Below are 16,506 nucleotides of genomic sequence, written 5' to 3'. Positions count from 1 at the left end.
GGGGGGGGGGGCCGCGGCGGCGTGGGGGGGGCGGGGGGGGGGGGGGGGGGGCGGCGCCCCCCCCCCCCCCCCGCCCGCATTCCGGCCGACCGGCGCCGGCCGGCGGTGGTGCGGGCTTCGTCAGCCGTTGTTCCAGGTGGCGCCCGCACCCGTGAACGAGCCGGAGACGCCGTTGTTGTCCGCCCGGATCCAGAAGTCGGCGTGGGAGACGCCGTCGGGGGAGACGGAGGACCCGGCGGCCGCGACCCCGGCGCCGTTCTGGTTCGCAACGAACGCGCCCTTGCCCCAGGCCGCGTCCAGGCCCTCCTGGGCCGAGGCCAGGCCGGCGCAGCCGATGACGAGCGGGGTGGTCAGGGCGGCGAGGGCGACGACACGCTTGATAGCACGCATGGAAAATCTCCTCCACGGAGTTCATGAGTCGGAAGGGGGCGGCGCCGATCGGCCCGCCGCGACTTCGGACAGCCACGCGCCGCGACCCCCCGCAAGTGCTGCCACCGCCCGACCGGACCTCACGGCCCGTCAGACACACCGGTCCGACCTTGCAGGAATGAAGATCGTGTGCGGACTTTCCCGGATCGGTCGGGCGGAGCAGGCCCGTGGGCCCTTTCGCGTTCCGGGGGGACGCGACCGGATTCCCGCCCCCGAGGCGCGTTTGCGCCCGCCCTTACGGGGCCCGCCCCGACGCGCCGCCAGGGCCCGGCGCCGGCCGGCGGGGCACTGGTCCGGCGAGGCGTTGCTCCTGGGGGCGGACGTGCGCGAGCGCAGCCGGCACGTGGCCGCGGTCAGGTCAGGTCAGGTCAGGGACCGGGGCCGGTGGGGGAGGGGGCGGCGGACCGGGTGTTCACGGCCTGCCTGTGGCACCGGCACCGGATCCCGGAGGTCTCCGTGTTCGGTCCGGAGGTGCGCGGGCTGATGCGCCGGGCCGACGAGGCCGCCGCCCGGCTGCGTGACGGCGCGTCGACGGAGCTCGGCCTGCTGCGGCCCGACGTCATCGAAGGGTGCGAGTTCAAGCCCGGAGCGCTGGACGAGAGCCGGTACCGGCCGCTGTCCGGTGCGGCCGTCGGCTTCCACCGGCGGGCGCCGGTGCCCTTCGTCCGGCCGGTGTGGCGCGGCCGGGAGCACCGCCGGCCCTCGGGCGAGCGGGCCGGTGCGGGCTGCCGGGCCCGGCCCCGCCTGCCGCGCCCGGCCGACGAACACCCGGACGGTGTCCGGACCGAGGAGGCCCGGGAGGCTCGGACGACCCGGGGGAGCGTCCGACGGCGGGACCTCCGCCGGGGCCCCGGGGCGGACGCGCGATCCGCGGGCGGGCGGGCTGCCGGGCCGCGGGCGCCCGCGGACGGGAGCCGGCCGCGACCGCCCGCCCGGGGCCGGGGCCTACTGCTCGATGCGGACCTTGTCGGCCTGCATCCCCTTCTGGCCCTGGACGGCCTCGAAGCTGACCTTCTGGCCCTCCACCAGGGACTTGAAGCCGCTCCCCTCGACCGCACGGAAGTGAACGAACAGGTCGGGCCCGGACTCAGGGGTGATGAACCCGTACCCCTTCTCGTCGTTGAACCACTTGACCGTGCCGTTCTGACGCTCCGCCATGTCTTCCCCTAGTCGATGTGAATCATTGCCGACCGCGATCCTTTCACGTTCGGTGAGGGAACGAGTGCCAAACGTCACGCGCGTCCCGCTTCCGGCCGCGCGCTCCCGCCGGGCCGCCGGCCCCGCCGGGGAATGGTGTGCACGGAGTGAAGCGGGCGGCGGGGTCCGGATCCCGGTGGTAGGCAGTCGCAGTGACAGCGGAGCTCGCACTCCCCGCCCTGCTGCGGCTGATCGACGAGCGGTCGACCGCCTTCCGCGCCGCGGTCGCCGCCGCGCCCGGCCCGGACGCCCAGGTGCCGACCTGCCCCGAGTGGACGGTGTCCGACCTGGTGCGGCACCTGGGCGAGGTGCACCCGCCGCTGGGCCGCCACCGTCGCCGTGGGTCCCGCCGACGGGCGCAGCGAAGGGGAGGGTCCGGCCGCGCCCCGCGAGCGCGAGGCCCTGCCGGCCTGGTCGGCCGAGGGGACGCAGCTGCTGCCGGACGCGCTGCGCGTGGCCGGCCCGGACGCCGGCTGCCGGACGTGGTGGGGCGCCTCGCAGTCGCCGCAGACCGCCGGCGCCGTCGCCCGGCACCAGATCCAGGAGGCCACGGTGCACACCTACGACGCCCAGGACCGCGGGCACCCCGCAGCCGCTGCCCGCCGACGCGGGCACCGACGGCACCGACGGCGTCGACGCGTTCCGGCACACCTGCTGCGCGACGCGGAGCCCCTGGCCGTACGAGCCCGCGGCCGCCGAGGGCCACGCCTGGCGCCTGTGGCTCTCCGCCGACGGCGCGCGCCACCCGGCTGCCCGTGCCCGCCCCGGAGACCGGCGACGGCCCGGACGTCCCCGTCGCCCGCACCCGCGGCACGGCCGGCGAGCCGGTCCTCCCCCGTACGACCGCAGCCCGGCGGACTCCCTGCAACTCGACGGCGGCACACGCCTGTTCGACCTGCTCCGCGCCGGGGAACCGGAGGAGTAAGCCCCCGCTCCGTCCGGCCCCCGTCCCCGTCCGGCCCCCGCCTGACAGCCGCCCGCCCGGCTGCTCAGCCGCCGCCGCCCATCCCGCCCTGGGCGGCGACCATCGTCAGGTTCAGCCCGCCCACCGCCCGGGCCAGCCCCGGGGACCGGTCGGCGATCCGGTCGGTGAGCTCGGCGATCCGCCCGGCGTGGGCCCGGCGGTCGTGCCGCGAGAGCACCAGCCGCAGGTGCCCGTGGGCGGCCAGTGCCGCGAGGACGGCGTCGGCGAACGGCACCGCGGCGGCCGGGGCGCCGCCGCGGACGAGCCCGGCCACCCGCACCTGGAGGTCCAGGGCCTCGCGCGGGTCCGCCATCGCCACCGGGCGCCGCGGCACGACCGGGCCGTAGGGGTCCCGGTCCGCCATGGTCACCACACCGAGTACTGCGAGCCGTTCCTCGACGGCCTCCAGGGTCTCCTCGCGGTTGCGCCTGATCCACGACCTCCAGGTGTGCGGCCGGCTGCCCAGTTCGGCGAGCAGGGTGTCCAGGACCGGGTCCGCGGTGGCGGCGGCGGAGACGACCCGCACCCGGCCCGCCGCGTCCTCGGCGGCGGCGCCCCGGTGGGCGAGCTCGGCCAGGGCGCCCGCGCGCACCAGGAAGCCGGCCCGGGCGCGGTCCTGCAGCGACTGGGACCGGGTGTCGAAGGCCAGCAGGTAGACGTCCAGGTGCAGTCCTCGGCTCATGCCTCCGACGATACGGCGCGCCCGCCGGTCCGCCGTCGGCCTCGGGGCCGGACCCGTCTCCACCTGCGGGAGTACCCCCGGCCGCCGTCCGTTAGGATCCTGCCGATCTTGGTCGAGCACGTGTACGGGGGATGTTTCATGAACGGTGGTCCGCGGCTGGTCGGACTCGTCCAGTCGGTACGGATCCAGGGGGCCCTGCTGCTCGCCGTGAGCCTGGTGAGCTGCGTGCCGGCCTTCCTCGGGGGAGCCGGCGAGCCGGACCCGCTGAGGAGCGCCGGCACCGGCCTGCTCCTCTTCGCGACGACCTGCTACGGACTCCAGCGGGCCCGCCGGCCCTGGTACCGGGAGCGGCTGGAGCGGCTGAGCCCGCCGCCGCCGACCGCCGAGCCGGTCCCGCAGGGCGAGGCCTTCGACCTGTTCTCCCGCAGTCTCACCGCGCCCCTGCTCCTGGTGCTGCTGATCGGCCTCGCGGTCGGCTACGCGACGGGGATCCCGGTCGGCATGTTCGTGGCGGGCATGGCGGCCGGGATGCTCCTGCAGTCCCGGTGGCTGGCGGCCGAGGAACGGCGGCTGGGCGGCCGGGTCCTGTGCCTGTACACCCCGGTCCGCGTCCGGGCCGACGACCCCGACGGCCCGCTGTACCGCCGGTCCCCCTTCTGGATCGTCCGCGAAACCCCCTGACCCCTCCACCCCGCTGACCCCTTCATCCTCCGCCCCCGCCTGCCGCGCACACACGCCACGGCCGCCCGCGGACGAGCGCGCACGCGCGTCCCACCCGGCCGAGCACGTCCCGCTCAGCCGAGCAGCCGCAGCCGGGTCGCTGCGACGCCGAGCCGCACGCTCTGGCCCCACACGAGTTCCAGGGCGTCCGCCTCGATCCCGTCCCCGAACGCCACCAGGTGCTCCGACTCGACCGTGAGCACCAACCGCCGCCCGGCCTCCAGCACCCCGTGCACGTGACCGGTGCCCGTCGCGGGGGAGGGCCACGCCTCCCGGACGAACCAGGCCAGCGCCGGCGCCCCCGGCGCGGGCAGGGCCACCGGGCCGCCGCGCTCCAGCCAGGCCGAGCGGCACCAGCCGGTGGCACCCGTACCGGTGCCGACCAGGACACCCGACGACGCCTGCGCCTCCCCGGCCCCGGCCCCGGCTTCGGCCCCGGCAGCGTCGGACGCGCCGTCCTCCGTCCCCAGCCGGTAGCGCGCCGTCTGGTGCCCCGGCTGTCCCACGTACACCTCGTTCAGCGCCAGCAGCCGCTGCCCGTCGTCGGCCACGGCCTCGACCATGGTCCGCTCCTGCACCGCCCCCTCGCCCCGCGCCGCCGCCCGCAGCAACCCGGCCAGCCCGTCGACCCGGTGACGCACCAGCACGCCGGGATTGCGGCCCGGATCGGCGTCCACCCCCACCACCGGCTGACCGTCCAGGTACTTGGCCACATTGGCCACCAGACCATCCTGACCCACCACGGCCACCACGTCCCCCGGCTCGAACAGGAACCGCGGCAGGTCCGCCCGTTCGACCCGGCTGCGCCGCCAGTCCAGCGGCACGGCCGCCGCCGCCCCGGCGAGCGCCTGCGCCTGCCGCCGGTGCCGCTCCTCGACCTCCCGCGCCGACCGGCCCCGCGACGCGAGGAAGAACGCGGCCTGCCCGGGCGTGCCGTGACGGGCCACCAGTTCCTCGTACTCGGTGCGCCGGTGCACCAGCACCACCCGCGGGGCGAGCGTCACCGCTGCGCCCCGGGTGCACCGAGCCGGGCCAGCAGACCGGTGAGCACGTCCGGGGTCAGCGTCACGCTGTCGATCCGCGGCAGGTGCTCCGCCAGCCGCATCAGCGCCAGCGCCCGCAGCACCGCCGGATCGGCCTGCTGGTGGGCCGCCAGCCACGCCGCCTCCGCCGCCGCCCGGGCCTCGCCGAGTTCGCGGGAGGCCTGTGCCTCGGCGGCGGCCAGCCGGGTGCGGCGCTGCGCCTCGGCGTCGGTGCGCACCCGGTCGGCCGCGGCCTCCTCCTCTGCCTGGAGCCGCTGGTTGGCGCCCTGCTGGGCGAGCAACTGCTCTTCGCGCCGGGCGAGTTCGATGCGGTTGGCGAGTTCGTTCTCGGCGATGCCGCGCTCGTGCTCGACGGCCACCGCGCGGCGCTCGAAGGTCGCCCGGTCGGCCTCCTGCTGCACCAGTTCGCGGGCCGGGGTGCGCAGCGCCCGTTCGACCTCGGGCTCGGGCCGCAGCGCCACCACCCGGACGGCGATCACGGCGAGTCCGGTCTCGGTGATCCGGGGCTCGCCGGCCAGGCCCTCGGTCATCCGCCCGCGCACGGCCTCCACCCCGTCCGCGAGGGCGCCGGCGAGCGGGGTGCGGGCGAGCAGGCCGAGCGCGTGCTGCTGGGCGGTCTCGGTGAGCAGTGTGGCGAGCTGGTCGAGCGGGGCCGCGCGCCAGGCGCCGGTGTCGGGGTCGATGCCGAAGTCGACGCGGGTGGCGGCGGTGGCCGGGTCGGTGATCCGGTAGGTGAGCGTCGCCTGGACGCTGACGTCCTGGAAGTCCGAGGTGCGGGCGTGGAAGAGCATGGCGAGTTCCCGGTCGTCCACCGGTACTTCGGAGATCGCCGCGGTCAGCGGCCGGAACCAGAACGCCAGCCCGGTCCCGTCGTGGGCGACCCGGCCGCGCCGCAGGTGGCGGATGTGCGCGGTGGGAACGGCGCGCAGGTGGCGCAGCCCGAATCGTCTGGTGATGTCGGCCATCGGAGAACCCCTTTTCGTCACGTCGACGATATTGGGCCGCCCCGCTTCTCGTCAAGATGACGAAAATAGATGAAGAGGGAACCCCGGGGAAACGAAGAGGGCGCCGCCGCGCCCGAAGACACAGCGACACCCTCACCCGGCCCTCATTCGGCCCGGCCCTGCCCCGCCCCCCCCGGGGCCGCGGACCCGAACCCCCCCCGCCCTCAGGCCTCCAGGACCAGCTGCAACAGCTCCCGCAGCGCCTCCCGCTGGCTCGCCGTGAGCCCGGCCAGCGGCTCGGCGGCGAACGGCATCCGCTCGCGCAGGTCGGCGACCACGGCGCGCCCGGCCGCGGTGGCGGCGACACGCTTGACGCGGCGGTCGGCCTCGTCGACGCTGCGCTCGACCAGGCCCCGTGACTCCAGCCGGTCGATGATCACGGTCACGTTGGACGGCTCCGCGTGGAGCCGCTCGGCGATGCGGCGCGTGGGGACCGGGCTCTCGGCGGCGAGCAGCGCCTTGGCCTGCAGCGGGGTCAGGTCGTGGGCCGCGGCGGCGGCCTCGGACTCCTGGGTGTAGCGGCGGTTGACGGCCGCGAAGAGGCCGACGACCTCCCTGGTGAGCTCATCCGATGGGTCGGGCATGGGGTCCAGCGTAGCCAGGTGCTTGACAGGGTTGAATGTCGGCCCACATAGTTATGGTCCATAGTGGTTATGAACCATAAGCATTCGAGAGGTCACACGATGAGCACCAAGACCGTCCTGATCACCGGCACGTCCTCCGGCATCGGCCTGGCCACCGCCGTCACCGCCGCCCGCGCCGGCTGGCACGTGATCGCCACGATGCGCGACACCGCCAAGGCGGGCGCCCTGCTGGCGGCGGCCGAGGAAGCCGCGGTCACCGTCGACGTCCGCCCCCTGGACGTCACCGACCCCGCCTCGGTCCAGGCCTGCCTGGCCGGCCTCGACCACCTGGACGCACTGGTCAACAACGCCGGCGCCGGCCACGTCGGCACCCTGGAACAGGAGAGCGTCGAGGACGTGCGCGCCGTCATGGAGGTCAACTTCTTCGGCGTCCTGCACGTCACCAAGGCCGCCCTGCCCCTCCTGCGCGCGAGCAGGGGCCGCGTCCTGACCGTGACCAGCGTCGGCGGCGTCATCGGCCAGCCCTTCAACGAGGCCTACTGCGCCGCCAAGTTCGCCGTCGAGGGCTTCATGGAGTCCCTCGCCCCGGTCGCGGCCACGACCGGCGTGGCCGTGAGCGTGATCGAACCCGGAGCGGTCGCCAGCGAGTTCGTCGCCAACGTCGGCCTCGCGGACGACGCCCTGGAGCAGGCCGGACCGTACGCCCCGGCCCTGTCCGCCTACCTGGACCGCACCCGCGGCGCCTTCGCCAACGCCCAGACGGCACAGGACGCCGCGGCCCGGATCGTCGACCAGCTCACCGCCGAACACCCCGCCTTCCGGCTGCTCACCTCCGACGCCGCGCGCGCCTTCGCCGCCACCAAGCTCAAGGACCTCGACGGCTCGGCCGTCCAGGCGCTGACCACCGCCTGGGTCGCCGGATAACACCGCAGCGCGGGCCCGGACACCGCCACACCCCCGGACACCCCCGAAGCGGACGGTCCGATCGGTCGACGCGCCCTGCGAGGCGCCCCTGCGACCGGCCGCCCGCCGACTAGACTCGCCCACCATCAGCCGCCTGACCAGCGAAAACAACGAACGGCTACCCCCGCAGCAGCAGGAAACCGCGTCGAAAGGCAGTGCGTTGAAGGTGACCGAGATCCTCCCGGGTTCCCCGTGCTGGGCCCAGTTGAGCGCCCGCGACCTCCCCGCGGCCCAGCAGTTCTACGGCGAACTGTTCGGCTGGACCGCCGAGACCGACCCGGACCCGCAGTACGGCGGCTACACGACCTTCTCCCACGACGGCGCGCCCGCCGCGGCCGTGGCCCCGCTGATGAACCCGCAGCAACCGGTGATGTGGCTGCTGTCCTTCGCCGCCGCCGACGTCGACCGCACCTGCGAGTCCGCCAAGGGCGCCGGCGCCCAGGTGTGGATGGGGCCGACGGAGATCGGCGACCTCGGCCGCTGGGCCCTGCTCAGCGACCCGACCGGCGCGCCGTTCGCCCTCTGGCAGAAGCGCGGGTTCGGCGGCTTCGGCGTGGTGGACGAGCCGAACGCCTTCGGCTGGGCCGACCTGTCGACCCGGGACAGGGACGCCGCGCTCGCCTTCTACCAGGGCGTCCTCGGCTGGCGGGTCTGGCCGCACGACACCTACCCGATGGTCGGCCTGGCCGACCGGATGTTCGGCGGCGTGATGCCCATGGACGCCTCCTTCCCGCCGGAGGTCCCCTCCCACTGGAACCCGTACTTCACGGTCACCGACGTGGACGCGGCCGCGGCGACCGCGACCCGGCTCGGGGCCGAGGTCCTGCACGGGCCCGTCGACGTGGAGATGGAGAACGGCCCGAGGATCGCGGTGATCCGCGACCCGCAGGGCGCCACCTTCGGCGTCTTCGCCCCCCTCGCCGACAGCTGACCCCGCCGGGCCGGGACCTCGGGACACCCCCCCGCCCCGACGTCCCGGCCCCTCCACCACCCGCCCCCGGTCACCCGCCCCCCGCCGCGCCCCCCGCCGCTGCGCCCCCCGCCTCCCCGTCGCCCGTCTCCCCGCCTCCCGCCTCCGCCAGGAGGGCCAGCAGGCTGCGACGGGCGGCGTCGACGTGTTCGGCGGCGAGCCGGCCGAGTTCCTCGGCGTCGCCGCCCGCCCGCAGCAGGCGGGCGAGCTCGCGGTGCTCGTCGACGACCAGCGCCCGGTACCGGCCCCGGGCGAGCGAGACCCGCTGCAACTGGAACAGGAACACCTGGGAGCGCACGGCCTGCCAGGCCGCGGTGAGCCGACCGTTCCCGGCGGCCTCGTAGACGCGGTCGTGGAAGGCCATGTCCAGGGCGAGCAGCCGCGGCACCCCGGCGCCGGCGGCCAGTTCGGCGGCCATCCCGTCGACGAGCCGGTCGAGTCCGTCGAGCTGTTCCGGCGTCGCCCGGCGCATCGCGGTGACGGCCGCCAGCCGGTCGAGCGCGGCGCGCACCCGGTAGACCTCCTCCACGTCGACGGCGCTCGCCGCCACGACGGTGGTCGGCCGGTGCCAGCCGGTGCGGATCAGCCCCTCGTGCTCCAGCCGGGCGAGCCCTTCGCGCACGGCCCCGCGGCTCACGCCCAGCGACTCGGCGAGGTCGACCTCCCGCAGCGGGGCGCCGGGCGGGAAACGCCCGTCGAGGATCGCGTCGCGCACCCGGTCCGCGACCTCGTCGGCGAGCCCGCGCCGGACCGCCTTCCGCAGGGGTTCATCATTCATGTCCGAATGTTGACATCGGCAGGGTGCGGGGATCAAGGTGAGGGCCATGACCCGTCCCGCCTTTCACCTCGCCGTCCCCGTCGACGACCTGGCCCGCGCCCGCGCGTTCTACGGCGGCGTGCTCGGACTCCCGCAGGGCCGCTCGACCGACGGCTGGGTCGACTGGGACCTCCACGGCCACCAACTGGTGACGCACCTCGTCCCCGGGCACCGCCCCGAACCCGCCGGGCACGGCACCGTCGACGGCCGCCCCGTCCCCGTGCCGCACTTCGGACTGGTACTGGACGTCGACGCCTTCCACGCCCTCGCCCGGCGACTGGCCGACGCCGGCACCGGGTTCGTCATCGAGCCCACCCTGCGCTTCGCCGGACAGCCCGCCGAGCAGTGGACCATGTTCCTGCTCGACCCGGCCGGGAACGCCCTGGAGTTCAAGGCGTTCCGCGACGAGACCCGGATGTTCGCCCGATGAGGGGCGTCCTGGTCACCGGTGCCTCCCGGGGCATCGGCCGGGCCGTGGCGCACGCGTTCGCCGCCCGGGGCGACCGCGTCGCCGTGCACTACGCCTCCAGCCGCGCCGGGGCCGAGGAGACCCTGGCCGCGCTGCCCGGCGAGGGACACCTCCTGGTGGACGGCGACCTCGGCGACCCCACCGCCGTCCAGCGGATCGCCGAGACCGCCGACGCCGGGCTCGGCGGGGTGGACGTCCTGGTCAACAACGCCGCCGTGGCCACCGCGGAGACGAACGCCCACCACCCGGCCGAAGCGTCCTACGACGACTGGCAGCAGGTCTGGCGCCGCATGGTCGACGTCAACCTGCTCGGCGCCGCCAACCTCAGCCACTGCGTCGCCCGCCGCCTCATCGCCCGCGGCGCACCCGGCCGGATCGTGCACATCGGCTCGCGCGGCGCCTTCCGCGGCGAACCGGACCACCCCGCCTACGGCGCGAGCAAGGCCGCGCTGCACGCCCTCGGCCAGTCCCTGGCCGTCGCCCTGGCCCCGCACGGCATCTCGGTGACCTCGGTCGCCCCCGGCTTCACCGCCACCGACCGCGTCGCCGAACGCCTCACCGGCCCGTCCGGCCCGGCCCTGCGCGCACAGAGCCCGTTCGGACGGGTCGGCACCCCGGAGGAGGTCGCCGCAGCCGTCCTCTACCTGGCCTCGCCCGAGGCGACCTGGGCCTCCGGCACGGTCCTCGACCTCAACGGCGCATCCCACCTGCGCCTGTGACCCGCCCTGCCCCGCCGCCGTCCTGCCCCCACCCCACCTCGCCGCCGTCAGCCGCCGAAGACGGCCTTCGGATCCCCGGTGAACCAGGCGTTGTCGATGCGCATCCGCCGGATGAGCCAACGACCACCCTCACGCACCAGATCCACCGTGTAGGGGTTCTTGAGCAGGGCGTGCGTACCCGGCTCACCGACGAGCAGGTGCTGCGCCTCGACCAGCGCGGTGAGCCGGGCGGTGTCCCCGTCGACACCGACGCGCGGGTTGGTGACCTGGTGGGTGGTGTCCACCCGGCCGGCGAACATCGCCAGGATGGCGTCCACGATGAAGTCCCGACCGGTCATCAGGGGCGGCTCGCCACCCCAGCGCGCCGCGGCCGGACGGAAGTCCAGCTCCGCGTCGGCGGTGAAGGCCGAGGCGAACAGCTCACGGTCCTTCAGGTCCTGCCCGAGGGCGAACCGCAGGAGGGCGTCCGTGATCTCGGCACGGTCGCGCAACTCGCCGACGACCGCGGCGATGTCGTCGGGCCGCGCGGTCAGGGCCTGCAGGGGCTCGGTCGTCATGATGTCCTCCGGTGGAATCGGTGAAAGCGGCCGGGTTTCGACGTCCCCCACTCTGCTGCCGTGACCGATGGCGAACAACGCCCTTCTGCGCAATGATCGTTGACTCGGGCTTGACGACGGGGTGGCGCGTGATCGAGCGGTACGAGGTGGAGTCGTCTCTGGTGCTCGCGGAGGAACTGCACTTCGGGCGCACCGCCGAGAAGCTGCGGGTGTCCACCGCGCGGGTCAGCCGGACCATCCGCAAACTGGAACGACGGGTGGGCGCCGCCCTGTTCGACCGCACCAGCCGCCGCGTCGAACTCACCCCGCTCGGCCGCGCGTTGGCCGACGACCTGAGGCCGGCCTGGCAGGCCGTCGAAGCGGCCCTCCAAAGCGCCGTCGAAGCCGGGCGCGGCCTGTCCGGCAGCCTCCAGGTCGCCTACGTCGGCGCGGCCGCCGGCCAACTCCTCATCGGGATCACCCAGTTGTTCCGTGAACGGGCCCCCGACTGCGACGTCCGGCTACGCGAGGCCCGGATGACCGAGACGACCCGCTGGCTGCGCGACGGCGACGCCGACCTGTGCCTCGGCCCCCTCCCGGTGCACGAACCCGACCTCATCTGCGGACCGCCCCTGGTCCGCGAGGCCCGCATGCTCGCGGTTCCCGCCGGACACCCCCTCGACCGCCCGCACGGCGCCACCACCGAGGACCTGACGAACCTCCCGGTGATCCGACTGCGGGACGGCACCGCCGTCCCGCCACCCCTCCCACCGGGCCCGGCAGCCGACAGCATCCAGGAAGCACTCACACTCGTCGGCGCCGGCCACGGCGTCCTGCCCGTCGGCGCCCACACCCGCCGCTACTACCCGCGCCCCGACATCGCCTACGTCGCCCTCGCCGACGCACCACCCCTCGAATGGGGCCTGATCTGGCCGCAGAGCCGCACCACCGCCCGCATCCGCGCCTTCACCCGCGCCGCAACCGACCTGGTCACCACCCCCACCCCCTGACCCCCTCCGCCCACCCCCTCACCCCTCTGCCCCTGGCGAATCTGCCCCAAGCAGAGAAACCCCATCCCCGAACCCCCCGGAGGCAAGAGTGGAGCCGACGGCACACCCGCCCCCGCCGAGGAGACCGGATGACCCCCCTCACCACACCCCGACCCCACGCACAGGACGACGACACACCCCTCAGCCGCTTCGACGACCACCTCGCGGCCCACCTGCTCGCCCAGCGGATCGTCCTCCTCGGCACCCAGGTCGACGACGTCTCCGCCAACCGGGTCTGCGCACAACTGCTGCTCCTCTCGGCCGAGGACCCGCGCACCGACATCAGCCTGTACATCAACAGCCCCGGCGGATCGGTCACCGCCGGCCTGGCCATCCACGACACCATGCAGCTCATCCCGAACGACGTCACCACGCTCGCGATGGGATTCGCCGCCAGCATGGGCCAGTTCCTCCTCACCGTCGGAGCCCCCGGCAAACGCTTCGCACTGCCGAACGCGCGGATCATGATGCACCAGCCCTCGGCCGGCATCGGCGGCACCGCCGCGGACATCGAGATCCAGGCACAGAACCTGGAGTACACCAAACAGGCCATCGAACGGATCACCGCCGCACACACCGGCCAGAGCGAGGAGACGATCGCGCGCGACGGCGACCGCGACCGCTGGTTCACCGCCGAACAGGCCCGCCAGTACGGCATCGTGGACCGGGTGGTGCAGTCGCTCGCCGACATCCGCCCGGCCGCACCGCACCGACGGATGGGACTGTGACATGAGCTCCTACCCCGTTCCCTACGTCATCGAGCGCACCGCACAGGGCGAGCGCTCCTACGACGTCTTCAGCCGACTCCTGAACGAACGGATCGTCTTCCTCGGCACCGGGATCGACGACGGCGTCGCCAACGTCGTCATCGCCCAACTCCTGCACCTGGAGTCCGCGAACCCGGAACGCGAGATCTCGATCTACCTCAACTCGCCCGGCGGATCCTTCACCGCCCTGATGGCGATCTACGACACGATGACCTTCATCCAGTCACCGATCTCCACCTTCTGCGTCGGCCAGGCGGCATCCACCGCGGCCGTCCTCCTGGCCGGCGGCGACCCGGGACGACGGTTCGTGCTCCAGCACGCCCGGGTCCTGCTCGGCCAACCCGCCAGCGCGGGCCGCCAGGGGACGGTCTCCGACCTCAGCCTCGCGGCCAAGGAAGTGATCCGCATCCGCTCGCAGGTCGAGGAGGTCCTGTCCCGGCACACCCACCACGACGCCGCGACGCTGCGCGCCGACCTGGACCGCGACAAGATCCTCACCGCGGAGGAGGCCGTCGCCTACGGCCTCGCCGACCAGGTGCTCACTCGACGACTCGCCCTCACCTGACCCCTCCCCTCACCTGATTCCTCCCCTCACCCGACCCCGCACCGGCGGCGCCCACCGGCCCCGCCGGTGCGGGGTCACGCGACCAGGCACAGACCGTCGTGCCGCCCCGTCGACGCACGCCCCCGGCGCCCCCGCTCCACCCGGCTCCGCGCAGACCGCACCAGCTCCTCCTGAGCGAGCGACAGCACATCGGCCAGGCCCAGCCCGAGCGCCCGGGCGGCAGCCGCGAGCACCTCGGACGACGCCTCCTTGCGCCCGCGCTCCAGCTCCGACAGGTAGGGCATCGAGATCCGGGCCGCCTGCGCGACGTCCTTCAGGGTGCGCTCCTGCGCGAGCCGCTCGCGCCGCAGCACACCACCGACGAGGTCGCGCCACAGCGGCTCCCTCACCGCGGGAGCCTGCGCGGGCGGCGGGCCCTGCGGACGCAGGGGGATGACGCGGGCTTCGTCCGGCGCATGAGTGCTCACCCCATCAGCCTAAGGATCCGACGCCCCGTGGGAAGACAGCGGCATTCCGCTCTGGGTGAAGCCGATGCCATCACGCCCCCGACCACGCCACGGGTCTGGACAGCGACCCCGGAGTCGGCCAGTGTTCACCACCATGACCCTCCCGCCCCCCGAGCGCACCGCGCTCCTCGCAGCGGTCACCGCACTCGGCGACGAGGCCGTCACCCTCCTCGCCGACAGCCGCGGCGACACCCCGATACCCGGCGCCGAGTGGACGGTCGCCGAGGCCGCCGCCCACCTCGCCATGGCCAACGAACTGATGGCCGCCCTCGCCGCCGGAGAGGAACGCCCCTACGGCGACGGCACCGCGGGCTCACTGGCCGCCGCCAACGAAGCCGCCCTGGCCGCCCGCCCCGAACGCGACCCGGCCGCCCTCGCCGAGGAGATCGCCCGACAGGCACACCGGTTCACCACGGCAGCCGCCCCACGCACCGGCACCGACCCGGTACGGACCCCGCTCGGTCCGATGGACCTGGACACCCTCGCCGCCTACCTCCTGACCCACATGCTCGGCCACCTCTACGACATCGCCCTGGCCCTGCACCGCCCACACCCCATCGACCGCCACCGCGTCGCCCTGACCCTGCCCTTCCTGCGCACCGCCATGCCACGGGTCACCAACCCCCACACCACGGCCGGCCACAACGCCTGCTACCGGCTACGGGTACGCGGCCTGGACACCTTCACCGTGACCTTCACGGACGGAACCGCCACGGTGACCCAGGACCCGCCCCGACGCCCGGACTGCACGATCCTCACCGAGCCGGTCGCGTTCCTCCTCATCGCACTGGGCCGCTACACCGCCATCGACGCCCTCACCCGCGGCAAAGTCCTCGCCTGGGGCCGCCGGCCATGGCTGGCCCCGACCTTCCCCACCCTCTTCACCGCCCCCTGACGTACCCGGCCCGATCTGAGTACGCCTACTCAAGCTGCCCGGCACCGACGGCCGCGAGGATGGCGGTACCACCCCGCCGAAGGCCACGAAGGAACCACCCATGCTCAGCCGGATCGCCAGCACCCTGATCCCCGTCCTCGGCCGTCTGTCCGTCACCTCCGACACCCCGGGCCCCATCGCCCCGGGCAGCATCGTCGCCGCCAACCACAGCTCACTCGCCGACCCCGGCGTCGTTCTGGCCGCACTGCGCCGGCTGGGCACCGAACCCGTGGTGATGGCCGCCGCCGGACTGTGGCGGATACCCCTCCTCGGCACGGTCCTACGGGCCGGCGGACACATCCCCGTCCACCGCGGCACCGCCCACGCCGCCACCGCCCTCGACACCGCGGCAGCCGCACTCGCCGCTGACCGCGTCGTCCTCATCTACGGCGAAGGCGGCCTCCCGAAACACCGGGACTCCCACGACAGCGAGCCCCGCCCCTTCCGCACCGGCCTGGCCCGACTCGCAGCGGCAAGCGGTGCCCCCGTCGTCCCCCTCGGCCAGTACGGCGCCCGCCGCCTCAGCTCCGGCAGCGCCGCCAAACAACTCGCCGGATTCGCCACCGCTCCACTGCGCCGCCCCACCCTGCACGTCCACCTCGGTACCCCCCTCCACCTCGAAGGCGACATCACCGAGGCAACAACCACCGCCCACCACGCCGTCACCGCAGCCTGGACCACCGCAGCCCACCACCTGCACGCCGACACCCACCCCACCGAATCCTGACCTGATCCTCCGGCCGACCACCTCCCCAGCGCCGCGCCGCCGCCCCGCGCCTCCGAACACGCGAGTCCCCACCCCGCTCCGCGCAGGATCCCCTGACACACCCATTCTGATACATCAGGCCGATCCCCACATCGAGAGGCAGCAGCCGAAGCCACGGTCCGAGCTCGTCAGCCCGGACGAACCCGGGTGGGAGCACAACCAATCCACAAAGCGCCAACGCCCCAGCCAGACTGATCCGAAATCAACTGAAGCCACCACTCAACGACTTAGACGCACACCAGCCCCCTCGCACCATGAAGCGAAGCGGAGCAGTGCCAGGCGTGAAGCAACACGATGGGAAGTCGACTACGGGGCTCCACGGAGCGGAGCAGGTTCAGAACAGCCGACTGGGCGAGCTGGACGAGGAATTCAGGAAGGCACCGCACTCGGGACCGAACCACCCGAGCCCCACGGAGCGAGGTCCAGCCGAGCGCAAAACCTGGGCCCATCTTCGGTCCAAATCAAGCACCAGCTCAGGGAGCAAGCCCCAGTCGCCAGGCCCGTGGAGCGAAGCGGAGCGGGGCCGGCAACCTCAGGGAGAGCGGCCGGGCGAACTCAGGAGAGCACCCAGGCCCCGACTGTGGGCCTCATGGAGCGAAGCGGAGTGAGGATCACACCTTAAGGGGGGGATTAGGTTCTCAGCTATTTTCCTCATGGAGCGAAGCGGAGTGAGGCTCATTGCTCAAAGGGTGAGCAACTTTTCATGGGGCATCAGTGGCCTCATGAAGCGAAGCGGAGTGAGGCCGGCCCGAGCGCGAAGCGCCGGGCCCCCCGGGCGGAGCCGCGGAGCGGCTCCGCGTGCGCGGAGCGCAAGCGGGCGGC

19 protein-coding genes and 2 pseudogenes are annotated in these 16,506 nt (G+C 74.3%); 12 read left to right on the top strand and 9 right to left on the bottom strand.

The window, feature by feature from the left end:
• Window positions 1–120: 120 nt before the first annotated feature.
• A complete protein-coding gene (locus ACFV04_RS39920; protein WP_380535959.1) occupies window positions 121–390 on the bottom strand; it encodes a hypothetical protein in 270 nt (89 codons plus the stop codon).
• Between the two features lie 168 nt (window positions 391–558).
• On the opposite strand from ACFV04_RS39920, the pseudogene ACFV04_RS39915 reads away from it, so the two are divergent.
• Window positions 559–1,122, top strand: a pseudogene (locus tag ACFV04_RS39915) (DUF4262 domain-containing protein); the annotation flags it as partial.
• Window positions 1,123–1,374: 252 nt separating this feature from the next.
• Here ACFV04_RS39915 and ACFV04_RS39910 read toward each other — a convergent pair.
• On the bottom strand, window positions 1,375–1,587 hold the full coding sequence (locus ACFV04_RS39910) for a cold-shock protein (protein WP_350519589.1): 213 nt from the start codon (window positions 1,585–1,587) through the stop codon (window positions 1,375–1,377).
• A gap of 191 nt (window positions 1,588–1,778) precedes the next feature.
• On the opposite strand from ACFV04_RS39910, the pseudogene ACFV04_RS39905 reads away from it, so the two are divergent.
• Window positions 1,779–2,144: pseudogene (locus ACFV04_RS39905) on the top strand (maleylpyruvate isomerase N-terminal domain-containing protein); the annotation flags it as partial.
• 471 nt (window positions 2,145–2,615) lie between these two features.
• Here the strand turns inward: ACFV04_RS39905 and ACFV04_RS39900 are convergent.
• Window positions 2,616–3,272, bottom strand: coding sequence for a GPP34 family phosphoprotein (locus ACFV04_RS39900; protein WP_380535957.1), 657 nt, complete (start codon window positions 3,270–3,272; stop codon window positions 2,616–2,618).
• A gap of 138 nt (window positions 3,273–3,410) precedes the next feature.
• Here ACFV04_RS39900 and ACFV04_RS39895 point away from each other — a divergent pair, with 138 nt between their 5' ends.
• Window positions 3,411–3,953: a hypothetical protein gene (locus ACFV04_RS39895; protein WP_380346721.1), complete on the top strand. Its 543-nt coding sequence runs from the start codon at window positions 3,411–3,413 to the stop codon at window positions 3,951–3,953.
• 113 nt (window positions 3,954–4,066) lie between these two features.
• Here ACFV04_RS39895 and ACFV04_RS39890 read toward each other — a convergent pair whose 3' ends face one another.
• From ACFV04_RS39890 to ACFV04_RS39880, 3 genes are all read right to left on the bottom strand, one after another.
• On the bottom strand, window positions 4,067–4,996 hold the full coding sequence (locus tag ACFV04_RS39890) for a hypothetical protein (RefSeq protein ID WP_380535955.1): 930 nt from the start codon (window positions 4,994–4,996) through the stop codon (window positions 4,067–4,069).
• The gene (locus ACFV04_RS39885; RefSeq protein WP_380535953.1) at window positions 4,993–6,000 is read right to left on the bottom strand and encodes an SPFH domain-containing protein; all 1,008 of its coding nucleotides are present in this window, start codon (window positions 5,998–6,000) and stop codon (window positions 4,993–4,995) included. Before ACFV04_RS39885 ends, ACFV04_RS39890 begins: the two co-directional genes overlap by 4 nt.
• 203 nt (window positions 6,001–6,203) lie before the next feature.
• Window positions 6,204–6,623 carry a MarR family winged helix-turn-helix transcriptional regulator gene (locus ACFV04_RS39880; RefSeq protein WP_380535951.1) on the bottom strand — a complete coding sequence of 140 codons (420 nt, stop codon included), beginning with the start codon at window positions 6,621–6,623 and terminating at the stop codon, window positions 6,204–6,206.
• Window positions 6,624–6,722: 99 nt separating this feature from the next.
• Between ACFV04_RS39880 and ACFV04_RS39875 the strand changes: the two genes are divergently transcribed.
• Complete coding sequence (locus ACFV04_RS39875; protein WP_380346718.1) at window positions 6,723–7,547, top strand: SDR family oxidoreductase; 825 nt, start codon at window positions 6,723–6,725, stop codon at window positions 7,545–7,547.
• 205 nt (window positions 7,548–7,752) lie between these two features.
• A complete protein-coding gene (locus ACFV04_RS39870) occupies window positions 7,753–8,517 on the top strand; it encodes a VOC family protein (RefSeq protein WP_380346717.1) in 765 nt (254 codons plus the stop codon).
• 70 nt (window positions 8,518–8,587) lie between these two features.
• Here ACFV04_RS39870 and ACFV04_RS39865 read toward each other — a convergent pair whose 3' ends face one another.
• On the bottom strand, window positions 8,588–9,334 hold the full coding sequence (locus ACFV04_RS39865) for a GntR family transcriptional regulator (RefSeq protein ID WP_380535949.1): 747 nt from the start codon (window positions 9,332–9,334) through the stop codon (window positions 8,588–8,590).
• 46 nt (window positions 9,335–9,380) lie between these two features.
• Between ACFV04_RS39865 and ACFV04_RS39860 the strand changes: the two genes are divergently transcribed.
• Together ACFV04_RS39860 and ACFV04_RS39855 are read left to right on the top strand one after the other, a co-directional pair.
• The gene (locus ACFV04_RS39860; protein ID WP_380535947.1) at window positions 9,381–9,803 is read left to right on the top strand and encodes a VOC family protein; all 423 of its coding nucleotides are present in this window, start codon (window positions 9,381–9,383) and stop codon (window positions 9,801–9,803) included.
• A complete protein-coding gene (locus ACFV04_RS39855; RefSeq protein ID WP_380535945.1) occupies window positions 9,800–10,561 on the top strand; it encodes an SDR family NAD(P)-dependent oxidoreductase in 762 nt (253 codons plus the stop codon). The genes ACFV04_RS39860 and ACFV04_RS39855 overlap by 4 nt, the downstream gene beginning before the upstream one ends.
• A gap of 47 nt (window positions 10,562–10,608) precedes the next feature.
• On the opposite strand, the gene ACFV04_RS39850 is transcribed toward ACFV04_RS39855, so the two are convergent.
• Window positions 10,609–11,118, bottom strand: coding sequence for a nuclear transport factor 2 family protein (locus ACFV04_RS39850; RefSeq protein WP_360255241.1), 510 nt, complete (start codon window positions 11,116–11,118; stop codon window positions 10,609–10,611).
• A gap of 128 nt (window positions 11,119–11,246) precedes the next feature.
• Between ACFV04_RS39850 and ACFV04_RS39845 the strand changes: the two genes are divergently transcribed.
• From ACFV04_RS39845 to ACFV04_RS39835, 3 genes are all read left to right on the top strand, one after another.
• On the top strand, window positions 11,247–12,107 hold the full coding sequence (locus tag ACFV04_RS39845; RefSeq protein WP_380535942.1) for a LysR family transcriptional regulator: 861 nt from the start codon (window positions 11,247–11,249) through the stop codon (window positions 12,105–12,107).
• Window positions 12,108–12,235: 128 nt separating this feature from the next.
• Window positions 12,236–12,874, top strand: coding sequence for a ClpP family protease (locus tag ACFV04_RS39840; RefSeq protein WP_380346712.1), 639 nt, complete (start codon window positions 12,236–12,238; stop codon window positions 12,872–12,874).
• 1 nt (window position 12,875) lies between these two features.
• Complete coding sequence (locus ACFV04_RS39835) at window positions 12,876–13,478, top strand: ClpP family protease (protein ID WP_380535940.1); 603 nt, start codon at window positions 12,876–12,878, stop codon at window positions 13,476–13,478.
• Window positions 13,479–13,552: 74 nt separating this feature from the next.
• Here ACFV04_RS39835 and ACFV04_RS39830 read toward each other — a convergent pair whose 3' ends face one another.
• Window positions 13,553–13,945 (bottom strand): helix-turn-helix domain-containing protein, encoded by a 393-nt coding sequence (locus ACFV04_RS39830; RefSeq protein ID WP_380535938.1) that lies wholly within the window; start codon window positions 13,943–13,945, stop codon window positions 13,553–13,555.
• Between the two features lie 133 nt (window positions 13,946–14,078).
• Between ACFV04_RS39830 and ACFV04_RS39825 the strand changes: the two genes are divergently transcribed.
• Both ACFV04_RS39825 and ACFV04_RS39820 read left to right on the top strand, forming a co-directional pair.
• Entirely contained in the window at window positions 14,079–14,879 is an 801-nt protein-coding gene (locus tag ACFV04_RS39825; protein ID WP_380535936.1) for a maleylpyruvate isomerase family mycothiol-dependent enzyme, read from the top strand.
• Between the two features lie 100 nt (window positions 14,880–14,979).
• The gene (locus tag ACFV04_RS39820; protein ID WP_380535934.1) at window positions 14,980–15,645 is read left to right on the top strand and encodes a lysophospholipid acyltransferase family protein; all 666 of its coding nucleotides are present in this window, start codon (window positions 14,980–14,982) and stop codon (window positions 15,643–15,645) included.
• Window positions 15,646–16,506: the final 861 nt, after the last annotated feature.

Origin of the sequence: Kitasatospora sp. NPDC059599, from assembly GCF_042735125.1 — a bacterium.
GTDB lineage: Bacteria > Actinomycetota > Actinomycetes > Streptomycetales > Streptomycetaceae > Kitasatospora.
The sequence above is the reverse complement of the archived record's forward strand: the minus strand, read 5'-3'. Positions and strand labels throughout refer to the sequence as shown.